General features: G+C 37.6%; 14 protein-coding genes. 5 read left to right on the top strand and 9 right to left on the bottom strand.

Annotated features, from left to right (window positions below; all coding sequences use genetic code 11):
- Positions 1-30: 30 nt before the first annotated feature.
- Both SJY30_RS00325 and SJY30_RS00320 read left to right on the top strand, forming a co-directional pair.
- Complete coding sequence (locus SJY30_RS00325; RefSeq protein ID WP_396633662.1) at positions 31-711, top strand: hypothetical protein; 681 nt, start codon at positions 31-33, stop codon at positions 709-711.
- 43 nt (positions 712-754) lie between these two features.
- Positions 755-1,921 (top strand): hypothetical protein, encoded by a 1,167-nt coding sequence (locus tag SJY30_RS00320; protein WP_396633661.1) that lies wholly within the window; start codon positions 755-757, stop codon positions 1,919-1,921.
- Positions 1,922-1,927: 6 nt separating this feature from the next.
- Here SJY30_RS00320 and SJY30_RS00315 read toward each other — a convergent pair whose 3' ends face one another.
- The 3 genes from SJY30_RS00315 to SJY30_RS00305 all read right to left on the bottom strand — a co-directional run bounded on the left by SJY30_RS00315 (position 1,928) and on the right by SJY30_RS00305 (position 4,991).
- A complete protein-coding gene (locus SJY30_RS00315; RefSeq protein ID WP_396633660.1) occupies positions 1,928-3,076 on the bottom strand; it encodes an MFS transporter in 1,149 nt (382 codons plus the stop codon).
- A gap of 110 nt (positions 3,077-3,186) precedes the next feature.
- Positions 3,187-4,455 (bottom strand): kynureninase, encoded by a 1,269-nt coding sequence (gene kynU, locus SJY30_RS00310; RefSeq protein WP_396633659.1) that lies wholly within the window; start codon positions 4,453-4,455, stop codon positions 3,187-3,189.
- Between the two features lie 65 nt (positions 4,456-4,520).
- Complete coding sequence (locus SJY30_RS00305) at positions 4,521-4,991, bottom strand: GNAT family N-acetyltransferase (protein ID WP_396633658.1); 471 nt, start codon at positions 4,989-4,991, stop codon at positions 4,521-4,523.
- A gap of 64 nt (positions 4,992-5,055) precedes the next feature.
- On the opposite strand from SJY30_RS00305, the gene SJY30_RS00300 reads away from it, so the two are divergent.
- Positions 5,056-5,697, top strand: coding sequence for an O-methyltransferase (locus SJY30_RS00300; protein ID WP_396633657.1), 642 nt, complete (start codon positions 5,056-5,058; stop codon positions 5,695-5,697).
- Here the strand turns inward: SJY30_RS00300 and SJY30_RS00295 are convergent.
- From SJY30_RS00295 to SJY30_RS00270, 6 genes are all read right to left on the bottom strand, one after another.
- A complete protein-coding gene (locus tag SJY30_RS00295) occupies positions 5,660-6,235 on the bottom strand; it encodes a phosphatase PAP2 family protein (protein WP_396633656.1) in 576 nt (191 codons plus the stop codon). The genes SJY30_RS00300 and SJY30_RS00295 overlap by 38 nt on opposite strands.
- Before the next feature lie 6 nt (positions 6,236-6,241).
- Complete coding sequence (locus tag SJY30_RS00290) at positions 6,242-6,580, bottom strand: twin-arginine translocase TatA/TatE family subunit (RefSeq protein ID WP_396633655.1); 339 nt, start codon at positions 6,578-6,580, stop codon at positions 6,242-6,244.
- Positions 6,581-6,663: 83 nt separating this feature from the next.
- Positions 6,664-8,976 (bottom strand): M1 family metallopeptidase, encoded by a 2,313-nt coding sequence (locus SJY30_RS00285; RefSeq protein ID WP_396633654.1) that lies wholly within the window; start codon positions 8,974-8,976, stop codon positions 6,664-6,666.
- A gap of 57 nt (positions 8,977-9,033) precedes the next feature.
- Entirely contained in the window at positions 9,034-9,540 is a 507-nt protein-coding gene (locus SJY30_RS00280; protein ID WP_396633653.1) for a DUF6702 family protein, read from the bottom strand.
- 51 nt (positions 9,541-9,591) lie between these two features.
- On the bottom strand, positions 9,592-10,278 hold the full coding sequence (locus SJY30_RS00275) for a hypothetical protein (protein ID WP_396633652.1): 687 nt from the start codon (positions 10,276-10,278) through the stop codon (positions 9,592-9,594).
- 75 nt (positions 10,279-10,353) lie between these two features.
- The gene (locus SJY30_RS00270) at positions 10,354-11,097 is read right to left on the bottom strand and encodes a hypothetical protein (RefSeq protein WP_396633651.1); all 744 of its coding nucleotides are present in this window, start codon (positions 11,095-11,097) and stop codon (positions 10,354-10,356) included.
- Between the two features lie 294 nt (positions 11,098-11,391).
- Between SJY30_RS00270 and SJY30_RS00265 the strand changes: the two genes are divergently transcribed.
- Both SJY30_RS00265 and SJY30_RS00260 read left to right on the top strand, forming a co-directional pair.
- A complete protein-coding gene (locus SJY30_RS00265) occupies positions 11,392-15,219 on the top strand; it encodes a beta strand repeat-containing protein (protein ID WP_396633650.1) in 3,828 nt (1,275 codons plus the stop codon).
- Positions 15,219-16,382, top strand: coding sequence for a gliding motility-associated C-terminal domain-containing protein (locus tag SJY30_RS00260; RefSeq protein ID WP_396633649.1), 1,164 nt, complete (start codon positions 15,219-15,221; stop codon positions 16,380-16,382). The genes SJY30_RS00265 and SJY30_RS00260 overlap by 1 nt, the downstream gene beginning before the upstream one ends.
- Positions 16,383-16,428 lie beyond the last annotated feature (46 nt).

Raw genomic sequence — 16,428 nt, 5'->3', positions numbered from 1 at the left:
TTGATATATTTACTTGAAAATCTGCCGAAAATGAAAAAAACAATTATTCTTTCCGTTCTTATATCAAGCGTTTTTACAGCATGTAAAACCGACCAAAAAAAGCCTAAAATTGCTGTTGCCGAAGATACGCAATTGACAGTTCTTGAAAAAATCGCAAATGCGAACGGTTTTGAAAACTGGAAAAATGTAGAAAGTATTAAATTCACTTTCAATGTAGATCGTGAAGATGAGCACTTTGAACGTACCTGGTTATGGGAAACGGCACCTAACAATGTAACCATGATGACCAGACAAGATACCATTACATACAATAGAAAATCTGTGGACAGTACTATGACCGCGACCGATGGCGGATTTGTAAATGATAAGTTTTGGTTATTGGCACCATATCAATTGGTATGGGACCAAAATAGTTTTACCCACAAGCTTACAGAAAATGTAGAAGCGCCAATAAGCAAAGCTACCATGCATAAATTGACTACAGTCTACAATAATGAAGGCGGTTATACACCTGGTGATGCCTATGATTATTATTTTGGTGATGATTATATTATTAAGGAATGGGTGTATAGAAAAGAAAATCAATCTGAACCTAATATGACGACCACTTGGGAAGACTATAAAACCCTAAACGGGTTGCACATTAGTATGATGCACAAAAGACCTGATGCTGATTTCTCTCTTTTCTTTACAGGTGTTGAGGTAAAATAATTAGGTACGGAGTTTGATATTGTTCAGAATTAACTAACCAATTATGAAATTATCGCTTTTCACATTACTTCTTTTTTCATTTTTCAGCTATTCCCAATACAGTATTAGCGCTATTGTCTTGGATAGTGCAGATAATACACCATTAGAATTTGTTGGCGTTTACAATAGTAAAGATCACACGATGACCAATGCAGATGGGCGTTTTCAGTTCTCATCATCATTAGATTCCGTTACAATTTACAGAGTTGGCTATGATAAATTAAACACCACTTTTCAAAAAGTGGGAGATACTATTCACCTCAACAAAAGTGTATTAGAATTAAACGAAGTTACCGTAACTAATGAAAAAACGCTATGGCAAAAGGTTGGAGATTCTGTGAGATCAAACTACCCTATTTATCCTTATAAAGAGAAATTTTTGTTAAGAGGCGTACTACGGTATAATGGTGAAATTACCCGCATACAAGATTTACAAGGAAAGTTGGAAAGGAGAACACTTCTATACACTAAAGAGATTGATCCCGATAAAAAGGACTTCAAAGTAGAGTTAACTAATATGCGTAAAGTTGGTTTAGTTAAAGATGAAAAGAAAGTATATTTCATTTTTGAAACTTTTTACCAACTATTCATGAATTTCACCCCTATAAATGCTACGGGTGATGCTTTTGATTTAACAGAATCTACTTTCGAGAATGGAGATAAAATAAATTTAAGTTTTCATACGAAACCTGAGTTTGACAATGAAAAAGTTGTTGGTTACTATATAATCAACAAAGAAGACCACGCCATAGAGCGAATTTTAATGGAAATTGATTTTAAGAACAATCCATACAAGGAAGATGGTAAAACTAGATACAGAACTGTCTCGGTAAAAAAAGAAATGTCACTTAATAAATCATTGAACACTAACAAATACTACATATCGTCAGCAAAATATGATGTCAAGGTTGAATTGACCGATGAGCAAAATTCATATACCTCATACTACGATGTTTCATTTATTCTAACCACATCTGACAACGAAGGTGATTTTGAAGTCAAGAAAAACGTGAGCACATCAAAAGACTTATTCAAGATAAACTACCCGTACGACCAAAGTTATTGGAATGCACAAAACCAATTGCTTTTAACTGATGAGATGCTAGAATTTATTGAGAAAATACAAGATCCCGCCAGCGAATTTAAAATCAAGAGTAATATTAAAAATTAGGAAAAGCTAAGCCTTTCTTCGCTTTAACAAAAGTGTAAATAATAGTATAAGAAATGCACAAACAAGCAATACCACAAAGCTTCTAGTTAAACTGTAATTCTCAGCCAAAAAACCCAAAATCGGTGGCGCACATAAAAAACCCGCATAACCCGTACCTGCAATAAATGCAATGCCTTTAGAAGATTCAATTCCTTTTACATTCCCTCCTATTCTAAAAACTTCGGGTACCATTACAGAGAAACCTAATCCGTTCAAGGTGAAACCAATAATACTTAAAGTCATGTCTGACGAAAGCACTAAAAAATAACCTAGTATCGCGAAAACAGCTCCTAAAGCCACAATTTTCACCGACCCGATTTTATCACTAATACCATCACCTAAAAACCTACCTAAGGTCATGGTAATTTGAAAACCCAAAAATCCGATTCCCCATAAAGCTTCCGGAGCTAATGCTACTTCCTTAAGATACAATCCGCTCCAATCCACTATAGCTCCTTCGCTACCCATTGCTATAAATGAAATTAGACCAAGTAACAATAATGGCTTTAAAAGCCCTAAGCTAAATGATTCATTCTCAATTTGCTCCGCTATTTCCGAAAAATACTGACTCCTAAATTTCAAATTAACCAATACTACCAACAAGACGGCAAGTGACATGTGTAAAACGGGACTTGATAATGGACCAATTAAAAAACTACCCAACCCTGCCAATACTCCACCTAGACTAAAAAAACCATGAGAAGCCGCCATAAACTTTACCTTGTCTTTTTTTTCAATCTCGGTTACCAAAGTATTCATAGCGATATCGGTAATACCGTTTGCCGCTCCAAAAAAAAATAATGCCACCATCAACACATAATAATCAGGTGCTAATAAGGGCAGCATAGCCGCGGTACAGCTCATCATTACACCGTAAAAAGTAACCTTACCTACACCAAACTTATTGACAATACCAGAAGCAAATGGAAATACGGTAAACACTCCCAATGCCAAAAAGAAAATAGCTATACCTAATTCAGATTTACTAATTTCTAAAGCATCTTTTACTGTAGGTATATAGATTGCCCATGTACCAAATAGAATATTTATACTAGCGAAAACCCACGAGGGACCAAAGTATCTAGCATTCCCTAAAATTAATCGTAATGATTTCATTTAGTATTGGTTGTTGGTTACTTCGGCTACGCTCAGCACAAGTGTCCGTTAACTATTAAAAAAATCTATTTTCTATTCTCTAAATTCTATATTCTAAAAATCTATAAAATCTAATTTGCAAGTACCCCTGCTTTTAATATCTGACCAAAACGATACATATCTTCATAGGTGGAATAGAAAGGCGCCGGTGCTAAACGGATTACGTTAGGCTCTCGCCAATCGGTCACCACGCCATTATCCATTAGATAATTGAACAAAGCTTTTCCTTGTCCGTGTAAGAATACAGACAGTTGACAACCTCTATCTTTGGGAGTGATAATTTCAAAAGAGCTATCTACTTCTTTATCTATTTCATGTAAAATGAACTCCAGATACGAAACAATTAACTTTCTCTTTTCTATCAGCTTTTGCATCCCCACTTCTTCAAACATGGTCAGTGATGCTAGATATGGTGCTACAGATAAAATAGGCGCATTACTTATTTGCCAGGCATCAGCGTTTTCCATGGGTTCGAATTCTGGCTTCATAAGAAAACGGGTTTCCTTCTTCGTTCCCCACCATCCTTCAAAACGTTGTATGTCTTTTTTGTTCAAGTGTCTCTTGTTTACAAAAATTCCCGATGCATTACCCGGACCGCTATTCATATACTTATAACTACACCAAGATGCAAAATCGGCACCCCAGTCATGTAATTTTAATTCCACATTACCAACGGCATGCGCCAAATCCCAACCTACGTTGGCACCAACGGCTTTTCCGGCTTTTGTTATGGTTTCCATATCCATCACTTGCCCGTTGTAATAATTGACCCCACCTATTAACACAAGAGCCAACTCATCACCCAATTCTTCAATTTTCGCTAATATATCTTCTGTTCTCCAATGATGTTCTCCTTCACGCTTTTTAATTTCTACGACAGTTTCTTCTGAATTTAAACCGTGAAAGCGAACCTGACTTTGAAACATATATTGATCACTGGGGAAAGCCTTTTCCTCACATAGAATCTTAAATCTCTTTTTTGTGGGATTGTAAAATGAAACCATCAACAAATGAAGATTTACGGTCAAGGTATTCATTACCGATACCTCTTCTGGTAGTGCACCAACCACTTTTGCCAAAGGTGCCGCCAAGCGCTCATGATAATCCCACCAAGGTTTTTCAGCATAGAAGTGACCTTCTACGGCTAGTTCTGCCCAATCTTTCATCACCTCATCCACAAAAGCCTTTGTTCGTTTTGGTTGCAGACCTAATGAGTTTCCTGTAAAATAGATAACTTCTTCCCCTTTAATTTTAGGAAAAATGAACTCATCTCTATATGCTTTTAAGTTGTCTTGCGCATCTAAAGACTGTGCAAACGCCAACGTATTTTTAAATTCCATAGCTAATTTTGTATAAAAGTAATCATAAGCCTATAATTCTATAGACTCTATTCAATATTTGGGTACTACGATTCTGTTCTTAAGCGCATTTCTATCATATGCCTTTTAAATCCTTTTTTCTCATAAGCTCTAATAGCAGGATCATTATCATTGTACACATGCAACCGTATCTCAGTTAATCCTGCTTTTGTTGACCAATCTTGCAGGGCACTTACTATTTTACCATTTATACCCTTACCCCTATAATCCGGTTCGGTATACATGAATCCAAAGTAAGCATATGTTTCATGATCTAGGTAATGTCTAGCCGGTTTTTCCAAGGCATAGCCAGTTGCTACAATTTTATCTCGGTCACAAGCAACCATAACTGTTGCCCTAGGGTTTTCCATTAACATGTCTAAATTATAATAAGTTACGTCGCTACTTCTAATAGTCGGGTCCATCGGGCGTTCTGCTTTCACAACTTCCTGCTCATGTTGTAACAAAACAGGTATATCACTTTTTACCGCTTCTCTAATCGTAATTTCAGTATTCATCGCTCTACTCTTTTTCAGTCCTTTAAATTAAGGCTTAAAACCCTATTTTTGCAAAAAGAAACGCATGCATTTTCTATCACCTCTTTTAGAAAACTATTTAGCCGATAATTCACAAGCTGAACCTAAATTATTACAGGAGCTTACACGTGAAACGCATTTAAAAGTCATACAACCACGTATGCTTACAGGGCATTTTCAAGGTCGTGTGCTTAGTTTGCTTTCTAAATTGATGAATCCCACCAATATTCTTGAAATTGGCACTTATACCGGGTATTCTGCTTTATGCCTGGCAGAAGGCTTACAGAAAAACGGACAATTACATACCATAGATGTCAATGCAGAACTAGAACAAATTCAGCGTTCCTTTTTTGACCGAAGCGATTACGGTTCTCAGATTATTCAGCACGTAGGCAATGCATTGGATATCATCCCAAAAATGGACATTACTTTTGACCTTATTTTTATTGATGCAGAAAAAAAACAGTATGATAAATACTTAGAGGCCGTTTTACCTAAAACCAAACCTGGATCTGTTATTCTTTCTGATAATGTATTGTGGTCAGGAAAAGTAGTTGAACCGTTAGACCCTAAGGATGTTACTACAAAAGTATTGTTGGATTACAATAAGAAACTAAGTGAACACCCACTTTTAGAGACCGTTCTACTGCCTATACGTGACGGCCTGACCTTAAGTAGGGTAAAATAAGCAGACAATATAACCTATAGAACAGCCAAGCTGATACGATACCTACCACAGCACCCACCATTAGATCAATGGGGAAATGTACACCTACATACACCCTGCTCATAGCAAATAACAGGGGCCATATATAAAATAGGTACACCCATTTAAATTTATGCCTTAGAAAAAGCACCGTCAAAGTGATAATCGAAAAAGATAATGATGCGTGACCCGAGAAAAAACTGAAGCCAGACGGACTACGTAATATGCGAATTAAAGTATTTAGTTCTTCATCATTATTGGGGCGTAGTCGTGCAACCACATGTTTTGTTAAATCGGTAATGGTAGCTACAAAAGCCGCCATGACCAAAATGGTCAAAATCATGGTTAGAGCCTCACGTTTTGGAAACTTAAAAAAGAAAAGAAAAACGATAAGGGCAAAAAGCGGAATCCATGGAGGATATTTGGTTACAGTTGACCAAAACGCATCATACTGCTCAATACCAAGACTGTTTAGATAGACAAAGGCATCTCGATCCCATTGTAGAATGTCATCTAACATAGCAGTTTACTTTCGCTTGATACTGCCCGTTACCTCATTGATATTTTTACTAACGTCATTAATTTGTTTCTTGACGTCACTACCTAAACCAGAGCTAATGTCTTTTTTCATATCGTCGATATCTTTTTTGATATCGGTCACAAAACTAGTATCTATACCCTGCTTGTCAGCACTCTTCTGAATTTCTTGTTTAATATCTTCGGTAGCATCTTTAAGTTGACGCATACCTTTACCCAAACCCTTGGCAATACCCGGAATTTTGTCCGCACCAAAAACCATCACTACGATAAACATAATGAAGAAAATTTCAGCGCCACTAATAAATAATGAATACATAGCAATCATACTACAAATATAAACAAGTTTAGTATCGAAATTAAAAAAGCCCCGTAGTTATACGAGGCTTTTAACAATAATTATTTTCTTAATTATTTTCCTTTTACTCCATTCTTCATTTTATCGAAATCGCTCTCTTGCTCTTTCTTAGGCCAGCTATTGTTCGTTGTATCAATATCCGCCGTTTCCATTTTTGGATCAATGTTAATTCCTGTCAACTCAGAAGTAGATGAAATTACCATACTTACCTCTTTGCTATTCTTTCTCCAAATTTCTGGAGGGTAGGTAACATTCTTAACTGAACCGTCTGCGTACGTATATTCAACGATCAATGGCATTGGTAAGCCACCTGGGCTGTTATATGTTACTTCATAGAAGAACTTAGGTTCTTTTATCGCCGCTCTCTCTGCCGCTGTCATATTATCCATCATAAACTCTTTTAAAGTTTTAGATGTTTCAGACGGCAAGTTATTTTTCAATTCAGGTGAAACCATAGCTGCATCATCATATTCCTCTAAATATACCATTGGTGGTAGATTAGATTCTGGAATACCACGCTCTGCTAAATACGCTTTCATTTTTTTGTTCGGCTGATCGCTAACATAGTATTTCTTAATATCCTTTACGGCCATATCTACATAATCCGTAGTGTAGAACCATCCTCTCCAATACCAATCTAAATCAACGGCAGATGCATCTTCCATTGTTCTAAAGAAATCTTCTGGTGTTGGGTGCTTAAATTTCCAACGGTGAGAGTATGTTTTAAAAGCATGATCAAACAACTCACGCCCCATAACCGTTTCTCTTAATATATTCAAAGCTGTTGCCGGCTTACCATATGCGTTTGGCCCTAATTGAAATACATTCTCCGGATTTGACATAATCGGAGAAATCGTACTTTGATCTCCGCTCATGTAAGGTACGATCTTTGCAGGGTCACCTCTTCTTGATGGGTATTTATCATTTGGCGCTATTGCCGCAGGGAAAGCTTCACCAAATTCTTGCTCTGCCATGTATTGCATAAAGGTATCTAAACCTTCATCCATCCATCCCCATTGACGTTCGTCTGAGTTTACGATCATTGGAAAGAAGTTATGACCTACTTCATGAATAATTACACTGATCATACCGTATTTAGTTCTATCAGAGTAGCTACCATCTTTGTTTGGTCTACCGTAGTTCCAGCAAATCATAGGGTATTCCATACCTTGACGCTTAGCGTGTACAGAAATCGCCTTAGGATAAGGGTAATCAAAAGTGTGCGATGAATATGATTTCAACGTGTGCGCAACTGCCTTAGTCGAATACTCTTCCCATAAAGGGTTACCTTCCTTAGGGTACATAGAAACAGCCATTACATCTCTGTTTCCTAATTTAACAGCTTGCATGTCCCAAATAAACTTTCTTGAGGTTGCAAAGCCAAAATCACGAACATTTTCAGCCTTTAGCTTCCAAGTTTTTGTTTTCTCTGAAAATCCTTTTTCAGCTGCTTCCGCTTCTGCTTGAGTAACGATGATAACAGGCTTGTCATAAGATTTTTTAGCCTTTTCATAACGGCTCATCATTTCTTTACTATAGACTTCTTTTCTATTTTGAAGTACACCTGTACCATCTAATATATGATCTGCAGGCACCGTAATATTTACTTCATAGTCACCAAATGGAAGTGCGAATTCGCCATTACCCCAAAATTGGTGGTTCTGCCATCCTTCTACATCGTTGTATACTGCCATTCTAGGAAAAAACTGGGCAATTACATATGCTCTATTTCCATCTTCCTCAAAAAACTCATAACCAGATCTAGCTCTATTTACAGTGTGATCAGGTATGTTATAATTCCACTTTACATCAAAAGAATATTTATCTCCACTTTTAAGCGGTGTTGGTAAATCTACACGCATCATTGTAAAGTTGATCGTAAATGGCAATGCTTTACCAGAAGCATCTTTTACATAGTCTATATTAAACCCACCATCGAAGGATTCGGTCATATAATTACCAACGAATTTTTCAGGAGAATCCCCAAAAGAAATTCCACTACCGTTCTTTAACTTCGCTTTAGAATCTTTTTCTCTTACATTTTGATCCAACTGCACCCATAAATACTCTAGATCATCTGGAGAATTATTGGTGTACGTAATGGTTTCTTCACCAAACAATTTAGCGTTCTTATCGTCTAAACGAATATCCATTACATAATCTGCCTGCTGCTGATAATAATCAGGACCAGGCGCACCTGATGCAGACCTATACGTATTCGGCGTAGCGAACTCCTCATACAATTGTTTAAACTTGCTCTGGTTGTAGTGCCCAGGCTCCTTTTCTTTGGTGACAGCTTCTTGTGCAAAAGATACTGCTGCGAAAAGGAATAAAACAGACGCAAAAGCGTACTTTACTCTTATCATTTCTTAGTTATTTAGTACTGGAAAATTAAAGTTTTTATAGCGATATCTTAAAGTATGTTACAAATTTAACATTCCTTTAATACGTGATTTTATAAGCACGTGGCTCTTTTTCTTGCCATTTACCTTCATATGCACCACATTCTGCTGATCGTCATATATATCGGTTAAAACCTCGTTGGTTATGCCTATTTGCTTTAAGGTCTTTAATGGCACATTCGGTACTTCTAAATAACAAATGACCATATCAGAATCGTACTTATGACCAATAAAATCGTACGTAACGGTCTTACCATTGATCTCTACCAAGAATTTGGTGCGTAGGTATTTTTCCAAAAACTCCTTATCTACCGAAGATTCTTCGTCAGTACCTAATACCGCAGGGTAGCCATAGCGTTCTTTTAGTACGGTATTCATATCATCTATAAACACACGGGTAATGATCTGTACGGCTTCATCTTTCTCAGCATAATCAACATTGGTAACACTTATGTAAAATTTATGTGCCCCGGTGAAAGCAAAAAGTGGAAGTAATAAAAAAAGAAATACCGGTTTTAATATTTTCATAGTGTTTTGTTTCATGACCATAGTACAAACCATATACCAAATTTATGGTGTTTAATCTAAAGAATTATTTTCTCTGTACAGTAAACTCTTTCGTCGCAAGTATTCCCAAATTTCTAATTCATTATGGGTATCTACCACTTCTTGAAACCTAGGATCTACTTCGCAGTAATATAAGAAGTCGTCTATTTTACCCTTGGGGATCGATAATTGTTTTACATACGCACTATCCGCGTAAAATTCTCTTACCCGCTCTGTTCTATTGTACATCTTATTACGCTCTACCCTTTTCTTCAGCATTTTGGTACGCCCGCTTATAGCATTGATCAAGGGGTCAAAACTTATAATAGGGTTTCCTGTGGCAGCCTTTAATTCGCGCTCTGCCTTGGTAGGTATTTTAACGTAGGCATTGGGTAGACCCAATGTAGATGCCGTGACTATGGGGTCGGTTTCCAAGGTAGCCAAATCTGTTAATAAATTGCCGCTTAGGCTATACGGAGTTACGGTGACCTCGTCTAATTCGGTCAAAGCGTCTTCTAAGCCCACGGAGATCAATTTGCTCTCAAAAATAGCGGAACTGACTACCACCATTTTCTTTTTGTATTGTACCGCAGAAAACTCTAAGGTATCCAATAATTTTACCGCAATGGCGAAATATCCATTTTCATCGGTAATACTGGCTCTTTTAGATGTTAGGTTAAGTACATGCGTTGCGGCAACGTCACCGTTGTCGCTATACACCCTACCCTCTAACTTTTTGAACTCCCCTATTTGCGCCCATGAGAAGAGACTTGAAAAAAGTAAAAAAAAAGGAAATTACCTCTCATTTAAACTTATAAGAAATGATTTACTGTTATTGACCAAAGCATCGATCAATTGAAATTCATTCTCTTTTTTAAGTAATGTCGTTGCTGGCATTCTGTCATCGCAGTAGTATAGAAACTCATCGATTTTATCTTGTGGTATCTGTAAATCGACCACAAAGAAAGAATCATCATAAACTTGACGTAGCACTTCGCTTACCTTCAATTTAGGCGCTTCTTCTACATTTTCATTTTGAGATTTAAAAATAGCCCTGAATATGTTCACAAAATTTAAACCGTCTTGCATCCCTTTTTCAGCATCTGACATCGCTATATTATCTACCCCTGTACCACGATCTATCTCGTACTCATATTCTTTGAACTCTTGGTTCTTGGCATTTAAAAATCGCTCTTTCTGTTCTGGTGTAATAACAACCTCGTCCAATTCTGTCACTTTTTCGTTGACCTCTACCACCAAACGATTATTGGCTAAAATTTGTTCGGTAACAGTCACTACTTTAATATTATAATTTACGGCAGTAAAAACGAGTTGATCGCCCACTTTTACATCTATTCTAAAGACACCTTGATCATTGGTTATCGTAGCACGTTCAGCTGTGGCATTGATCACATTTTCGTTTGGCACCCCAATATTCATGTAGATTACCGAACCACTTAAAGGCTGCCTGTCGTCTTCTTGTGCAAAACTTGCCACGGTAGTAAATAATACGATTAAGAAAAGTAATTTTTTAGTCATGTAGTGTATATTAAACTTATCATACCCTTTTTAGCGGGGCATTTAAAAGATAAAGAAAAGATTTGTAATCATCATAAAAAAAACTGCGCCAATAAACTTTTGTTAATTTCTTCTTCTTTACCACAAACTTGGCAAGTGTTTTCAGCCCTTTTATGGGCACTCTAAAACGAGCTGTTCAACGACGTTACATGTTCTTTAACCCATTACCCTATTATTTCAACTTATAAATAAAGAGGATTAGCAAGATAATTCTATTTTTGTTCATCACTATTTTCTCGTCATAAGACACTAAGTATGAAAGCAATAATTTTCTTTTTTTTATTTACAGTACTGGCGGCACCGACCGCATTCGCACAAATTAAAATTGGAGACAACCCGCAAAACATAGATGCTTCATCTGTTTTAGAACTTGAAAGCACCTCTAAAGTGCTGGTAATTACACGTGTTACCACGGCAGAAATGGAAGCTATTACACCACAACGTGGTGGTATGGTCTACAATACCGACACAGAGTGTATAAATTATTACGACGGTACCCAATGGGTTAATTTGTGTGATGCCGTTGACTTTTCGATTACCAACGACCCAATTATTAATGGTAGAAGTACTATTGAAATTACCGATACCGCAGGTAGTATTAACCTAGAAGTTGCCAAAAACAGTATTTTGGGCGATAATATTATAGATGGCGGTATTGGACCAGATGACATTCAAGACAATTCTATTTCTCAAGATAAATTAGCTGCCGAATCTGTAGGTTCGAGCGAATTGAGGCAAAATGCAGTTGGTGCCGAAGAAATTAGGGACGGTAGTATTACCCCGGCAGATATTGCCAATTTTACACCGGGGCAGGTATTGACTACCGATGAAAACGGAATTGTACAATGGGAAGATTCTGACGGACTTTACGATCTAACCTTCAATAAACTAGATACCACGTTAACCATTGCAAGATCCACCATTGCAGGCGTTTCTACTATAAGCTTAGGTGCCTTAATTGGTTCTGACGATCAGCAATTAGATCTTACAGACAATATTCTTAGTATTGAGAACGGTGAGAACACCATTGATCTGTCTACATATTTTCAAACCTTGAGTATTGACAATACCACAAACGAAATAACTTTAAGTAACGGTAATTCAATTCCATTACCCGCTGCAGCTGTGGAAGCTGATGGTATTGTCGGAAATGAAATATTAGACGCTACAGACGGCACTCTAGTTCGTAATGGTGAAGGCACTAACGCCAACCCTTATACCATTGATGTTAAAGCAGGTGGTATTGACACCACAGAATTGGCAAACAATTCTGTAACAACCGCTAAAATTGCAAATAATGCCGTAACAACCGCAGACATTCTAAACGGCACCATATTGCCGGAAGATATTGCACCATCTGCTGCTGCCCCAGCAAATGCACAGATTTTATCGACTAGTACTACAGGAGTTGTTGGATGGATAAATATCCCTGAAGGCACAGCAGAAGTCGATGGTGACATTAGCAATGAACTACAAGATTTAAATTTCAATCCAGCTACTAATGTTCTAACTATATCTACACCTTTGACCGCAGGAAACCAGGTTAACTTAAGTGGCTTGGCTAATGGAGGTGCCTTAAACGACGGACAAATTTTTGTTGGTAATGCAACAAATACCCCTACAGGAGTAAACGTTGGTGGTGATTTAACCATGAACAATATTGGACAGTATCAAATTATCGACAATACAATTGAAAGTGCAAACATTATAAATAACACCATTACCCTTGAAGATTTAAACCGGAATGGGGCAACTGATGGTCAAGTTATTAAATGGGATGCTACTCTTAATGCGGGTGTTGGAGCTTGGACGGTTGCCAATGATATAGCTAATGGAACAGGTTCTAACGTTACTGATACTGATGCTAATGATGGACTAAGTAATTATAGCAATACATTAGGTTATAATGTTATTGTCGACGACACCACAATCGAAATTTTAGGCGATGCACTACAGGTTAAAGAAGATGCAATAGGTTTAGATCAATTAAACCCTATGGGTGCAACAACGAACGGTCAAGTTCTCAAATGGAACCAAGACAATACAGAATGGGAATTAGGAACAGATGCTACTGGGTCTGCAGTTACCGATATCGATCCCAACGATGCACTGACTGATTTCAATGCTACCACAGGATATAATATAAAAGTAGACGACACCACAATCGAAATTTTAGGCGATGCACTACAGGTTAAAGAAGATGCAATAGGTTTAGATCAATTAAACCCTATGGGTGCAGATACCAATGGACAAATTCTAAAGTGGAATGAAACGACATTAGCTTGGGAACTGGGAACGGATGTCGGAGGTACTCTGCTTGAAGGGCAGGTTTTAATAGGTAATGCAGCTGACGAAGCTACACCTCAAACTATCACAGGCGACGCCACAATTAGCAATTCCGGCATTATCACCATTGAGGAGGACGCCATTGACAATACGATGATAGCGGCAGATGTAGCAGGTAACGGACTTGTTCAAAATGGAATTTCGGGAGCTTTGGATATTATCCCAGGAACTGCCGCAAATCAAATCCTGAAATGGAACAATACAACTTCAATTTGGGAACTGGGAACGGATCTCGGAGGTACTCTACTTGAAGGGCAGGTTTTAATAGGTAATGCAGCTGACGAAGCTACACCTCAAACTATCACAGGCGACGCCACAATTAGCAATTCTGGCGTTATCACCATTGAGGAGGACGCCATTGACAATACGATGATAGCGGCAGATGTAGCAGGTAACGGACTTGTTCAAAATGGAATTTCGGGAGCTTTGGATATTATCCCAGGAACTGCCGCAAATCAAATCCTGAAATGGAACAATACAACTTCAATTTGGGAACTGGGAACGGATCTCGGAGGTACTCTGCTTGAAGGGCAGGTTTTAATAGGTAATGCAGCTGACGAAGCTACACCTCAAACTATCACAGGCGACGCCACAATTAGCAATTCCGGCATCATCACCATTGAGGAGGACGCCATTGACAATACGATGATAGCGGCGGATGTAGCAGGTAACGGACTTGTACAAAATGGAATTTCAGGAGCTTTGGATATTATCCCTGGAACTGCCGCAAATCAAATCCTGAAATGGAACAATACAACTTCAATTTGGGAGCTGGGAACAGATGCAACTGGGTCTGCGGTTGTTGATGCCGAAGTCAATGACGGACTTACAGATTTTAACACATCAACAGGATACAGCATAAAAGTAGACGATAGCACTATAGAAATTGTTGGTGATAATCTCCAGGTAAAAGGTTCTACAGTAAATGGTCAAGTATTGCAAACCGTTGGTGGTGATGCTACGTGGCAAAATTTAACAGATGATACAACTACAGGCTCGCTTTTATTTTCAGATGGCAACGGTGGAATAACTGAAAATAACAATCAACTCTTATGGGATGAAACCAACAATCGATTTGCAATAGGAAATTTACCTGGAGCCCCTCAAAGCAAACTTGATGTTGATGGTCAAATTCAAGCAAGAGGTGGATTCGCTTCTACATCAGGTAGTGCTGGTAATCCTGGTTATGGTTTTTATACTAACGATAACACTAATCTAGGAATGTACAGAATAGCCGAAGATTTATTAGGCTTTTCAACCAGTGGTACAGAAGCAATGAGAATAAATGCCACAGGCGATGTTGGTATTGGTATAGCACCAACCTCCAAACTTCATGTAGCTGGTGACATTAGAGCTGAAGGGGCTATAACGGCATCTGGACCAATTACAACTGTTCCAGACTACGTTTTCCAAAAATACTTCTTAGGAAATTCTATATTAAACCCTAACTATAAGTTTAATGACTTAGCTGAAATAGAGGCTTTTGTGAAAGAGAATAATCACCTACCAGGTATACAATCTGCTGCAGCCGTAAAAGAACAAGGTTTTTGGAATGTAAGTGAATCATCTAGAGTCAACCTAGAAAAGATAGAAGAATTGTTTTTGCATACTATTGAGCAAGAAAAGAAAATTAAAGAATTACAAAGTGCCAATACTAACATGAGTACAGAATTAGAGGAGTTAAAAGCTCAAATGGCAGAGATCAAAACCATGTTATTAGAAAAGCAGAAAAACTAATGAAAACATACATACACATAATATTCATCCTATTTACGGCAACTATTTCTGCCCAAACAGCACTATACAACAACGGCAACTTACGTATTCACGAAGGTGGGCAAATTGGTTTTCATACCAACCTCATTAATGAATCGCCTTTAGATAATAATCTTGGGCTGGCAGGTTTTTACGGATCTGAGCTTTTGACCGTTTCGGGTAATGTTACTCCGCAGTTCCATGATATGGAAATTGCTCTGGAAAACAATATGCAGCTGAATTTGGGCATGGACAATACCAATAACACCAATTTTATTTTTGGCAGTATCATTACCCCTACTGCGCAACCTGATATTTTTTACAATTTTGTAGACAACTCATTTTACAGCGGCGAAAATGACTTTAGTAAAATTGAGGGTTATGCGGCAATTACCAATCAGCAGAATTTTGGTTTCCCAGTTGGTGATGTTCAGTACTTAAGACCATTGATCATAAATTCAGAGAGCGTTAATCTTTTTGCTAAATGTGCCTATTACTTTGAAAGTCCAAATAACGCACCTGCTCCACTTACACCTTACGATACCAATGCTACCGATTTAGATGTAGAACTGGTAAACACCTTTGAATTTTGGAGATTAGAAGGTACCGTTCCTTCAACGGTTACGCTTAGTTGGAATATACGTAGCACTGTAGAAAGTTTAACCGATAACGTAGACGAGGTCATCCCTGTAGGCTTTAGCAAAGCATCACAACAATGGGTAAACTTGGCAGGCAGTGCCCCTGTAGGTACTTTGACCGAAGGGTTTGTAACTACAGAGTCGTTTGTACCAGATGATTATGAAGCCATAACTCTTGGTTCATCCAAAAATCCGTTCGAGCCTTTTGCCAAAGATGTTCTTTTTATAGATAATTTCTATGTTTCTGTAAACGGCGACGGTATTAACGATAACTTTTATATTGAAGAACTTGAGGAATTTGGCGGTAATTTTCTTCAAATTTATGACCGTTACGGTCTAAAAGTGTTTGAGATGACCGACTATGTAAACGAATTTGTCGGATTTTCTAACCTTAACAATGTACCATTTGGAGAAAAAGAAGGACTACCTACCGGAGTTTATTTTTATACCATCTATATTCCTGAAGATGATTTAAATTATCAAGGCTTCTTATATCTATCAAGATAATACATGACTCTTACAGATAAAATGTAAGAATTTACTTACTTTTTTA

Origin of the sequence: Maribacter sp. R86514 (assembly GCF_044597005.1) — a bacterium.
Taxonomy (GTDB): Bacteria; Bacteroidota; Bacteroidia; order Flavobacteriales; family Flavobacteriaceae; genus Maribacter.
This window is presented reverse-complemented; position numbering and strand designations above follow the sequence as displayed.

Excerpts from the sequence above, each read along its gene's own strand:
- SJY30_RS00315 (WP_396633660.1), bottom strand. The coding sequence starts at position 3,076 with ATGAAATCATTACGATTAATTTTAGGGAATGCTAGATACTTTGGTCCC.
- SJY30_RS00295 (WP_396633656.1), bottom strand. The coding sequence starts at position 6,235 with ATGTTAGATGACATTCTACAATGGGATCGAGATGCCTTTGTCTATCTA.
- SJY30_RS00265 (WP_396633650.1), top strand. The coding sequence starts at position 11,392 with ATGAAAGCAATAATTTTCTTTTTTTTATTTACAGTACTGGCGGCACCG.
- SJY30_RS00290 (WP_396633655.1), bottom strand. The coding sequence starts at position 6,580 with ATGATTGCTATGTATTCATTATTTATTAGTGGCGCTGAAATTTTCTTC.
- SJY30_RS00305 (WP_396633658.1), bottom strand. The coding sequence starts at position 4,991 with ATGAATACTGAAATTACGATTAGAGAAGCGGTAAAAAGTGATATACCT.
- SJY30_RS00260 (WP_396633649.1), top strand. The coding sequence starts at position 15,219 with ATGAAAACATACATACACATAATATTCATCCTATTTACGGCAACTATT.
- SJY30_RS00285 (WP_396633654.1), bottom strand. The coding sequence starts at position 8,976 with ATGATAAGAGTAAAGTACGCTTTTGCGTCTGTTTTATTCCTTTTCGCA.
- SJY30_RS00320 (WP_396633661.1), top strand. The coding sequence starts at position 755 with ATGAAATTATCGCTTTTCACATTACTTCTTTTTTCATTTTTCAGCTAT.
- SJY30_RS00270 (WP_396633651.1), bottom strand. The coding sequence starts at position 11,097 with ATGACTAAAAAATTACTTTTCTTAATCGTATTATTTACTACCGTGGCA.
- SJY30_RS00280 (WP_396633653.1), bottom strand. The coding sequence starts at position 9,540 with ATGAAAATATTAAAACCGGTATTTCTTTTTTTATTACTTCCACTTTTT.
- kynU (WP_396633659.1), bottom strand. The coding sequence starts at position 4,455 with ATGGAATTTAAAAATACGTTGGCGTTTGCACAGTCTTTAGATGCGCAA.
- SJY30_RS00300 (WP_396633657.1), top strand. The coding sequence starts at position 5,056 with ATGCATTTTCTATCACCTCTTTTAGAAAACTATTTAGCCGATAATTCA.
- SJY30_RS00325 (WP_396633662.1), top strand. The coding sequence starts at position 31 with ATGAAAAAAACAATTATTCTTTCCGTTCTTATATCAAGCGTTTTTACA.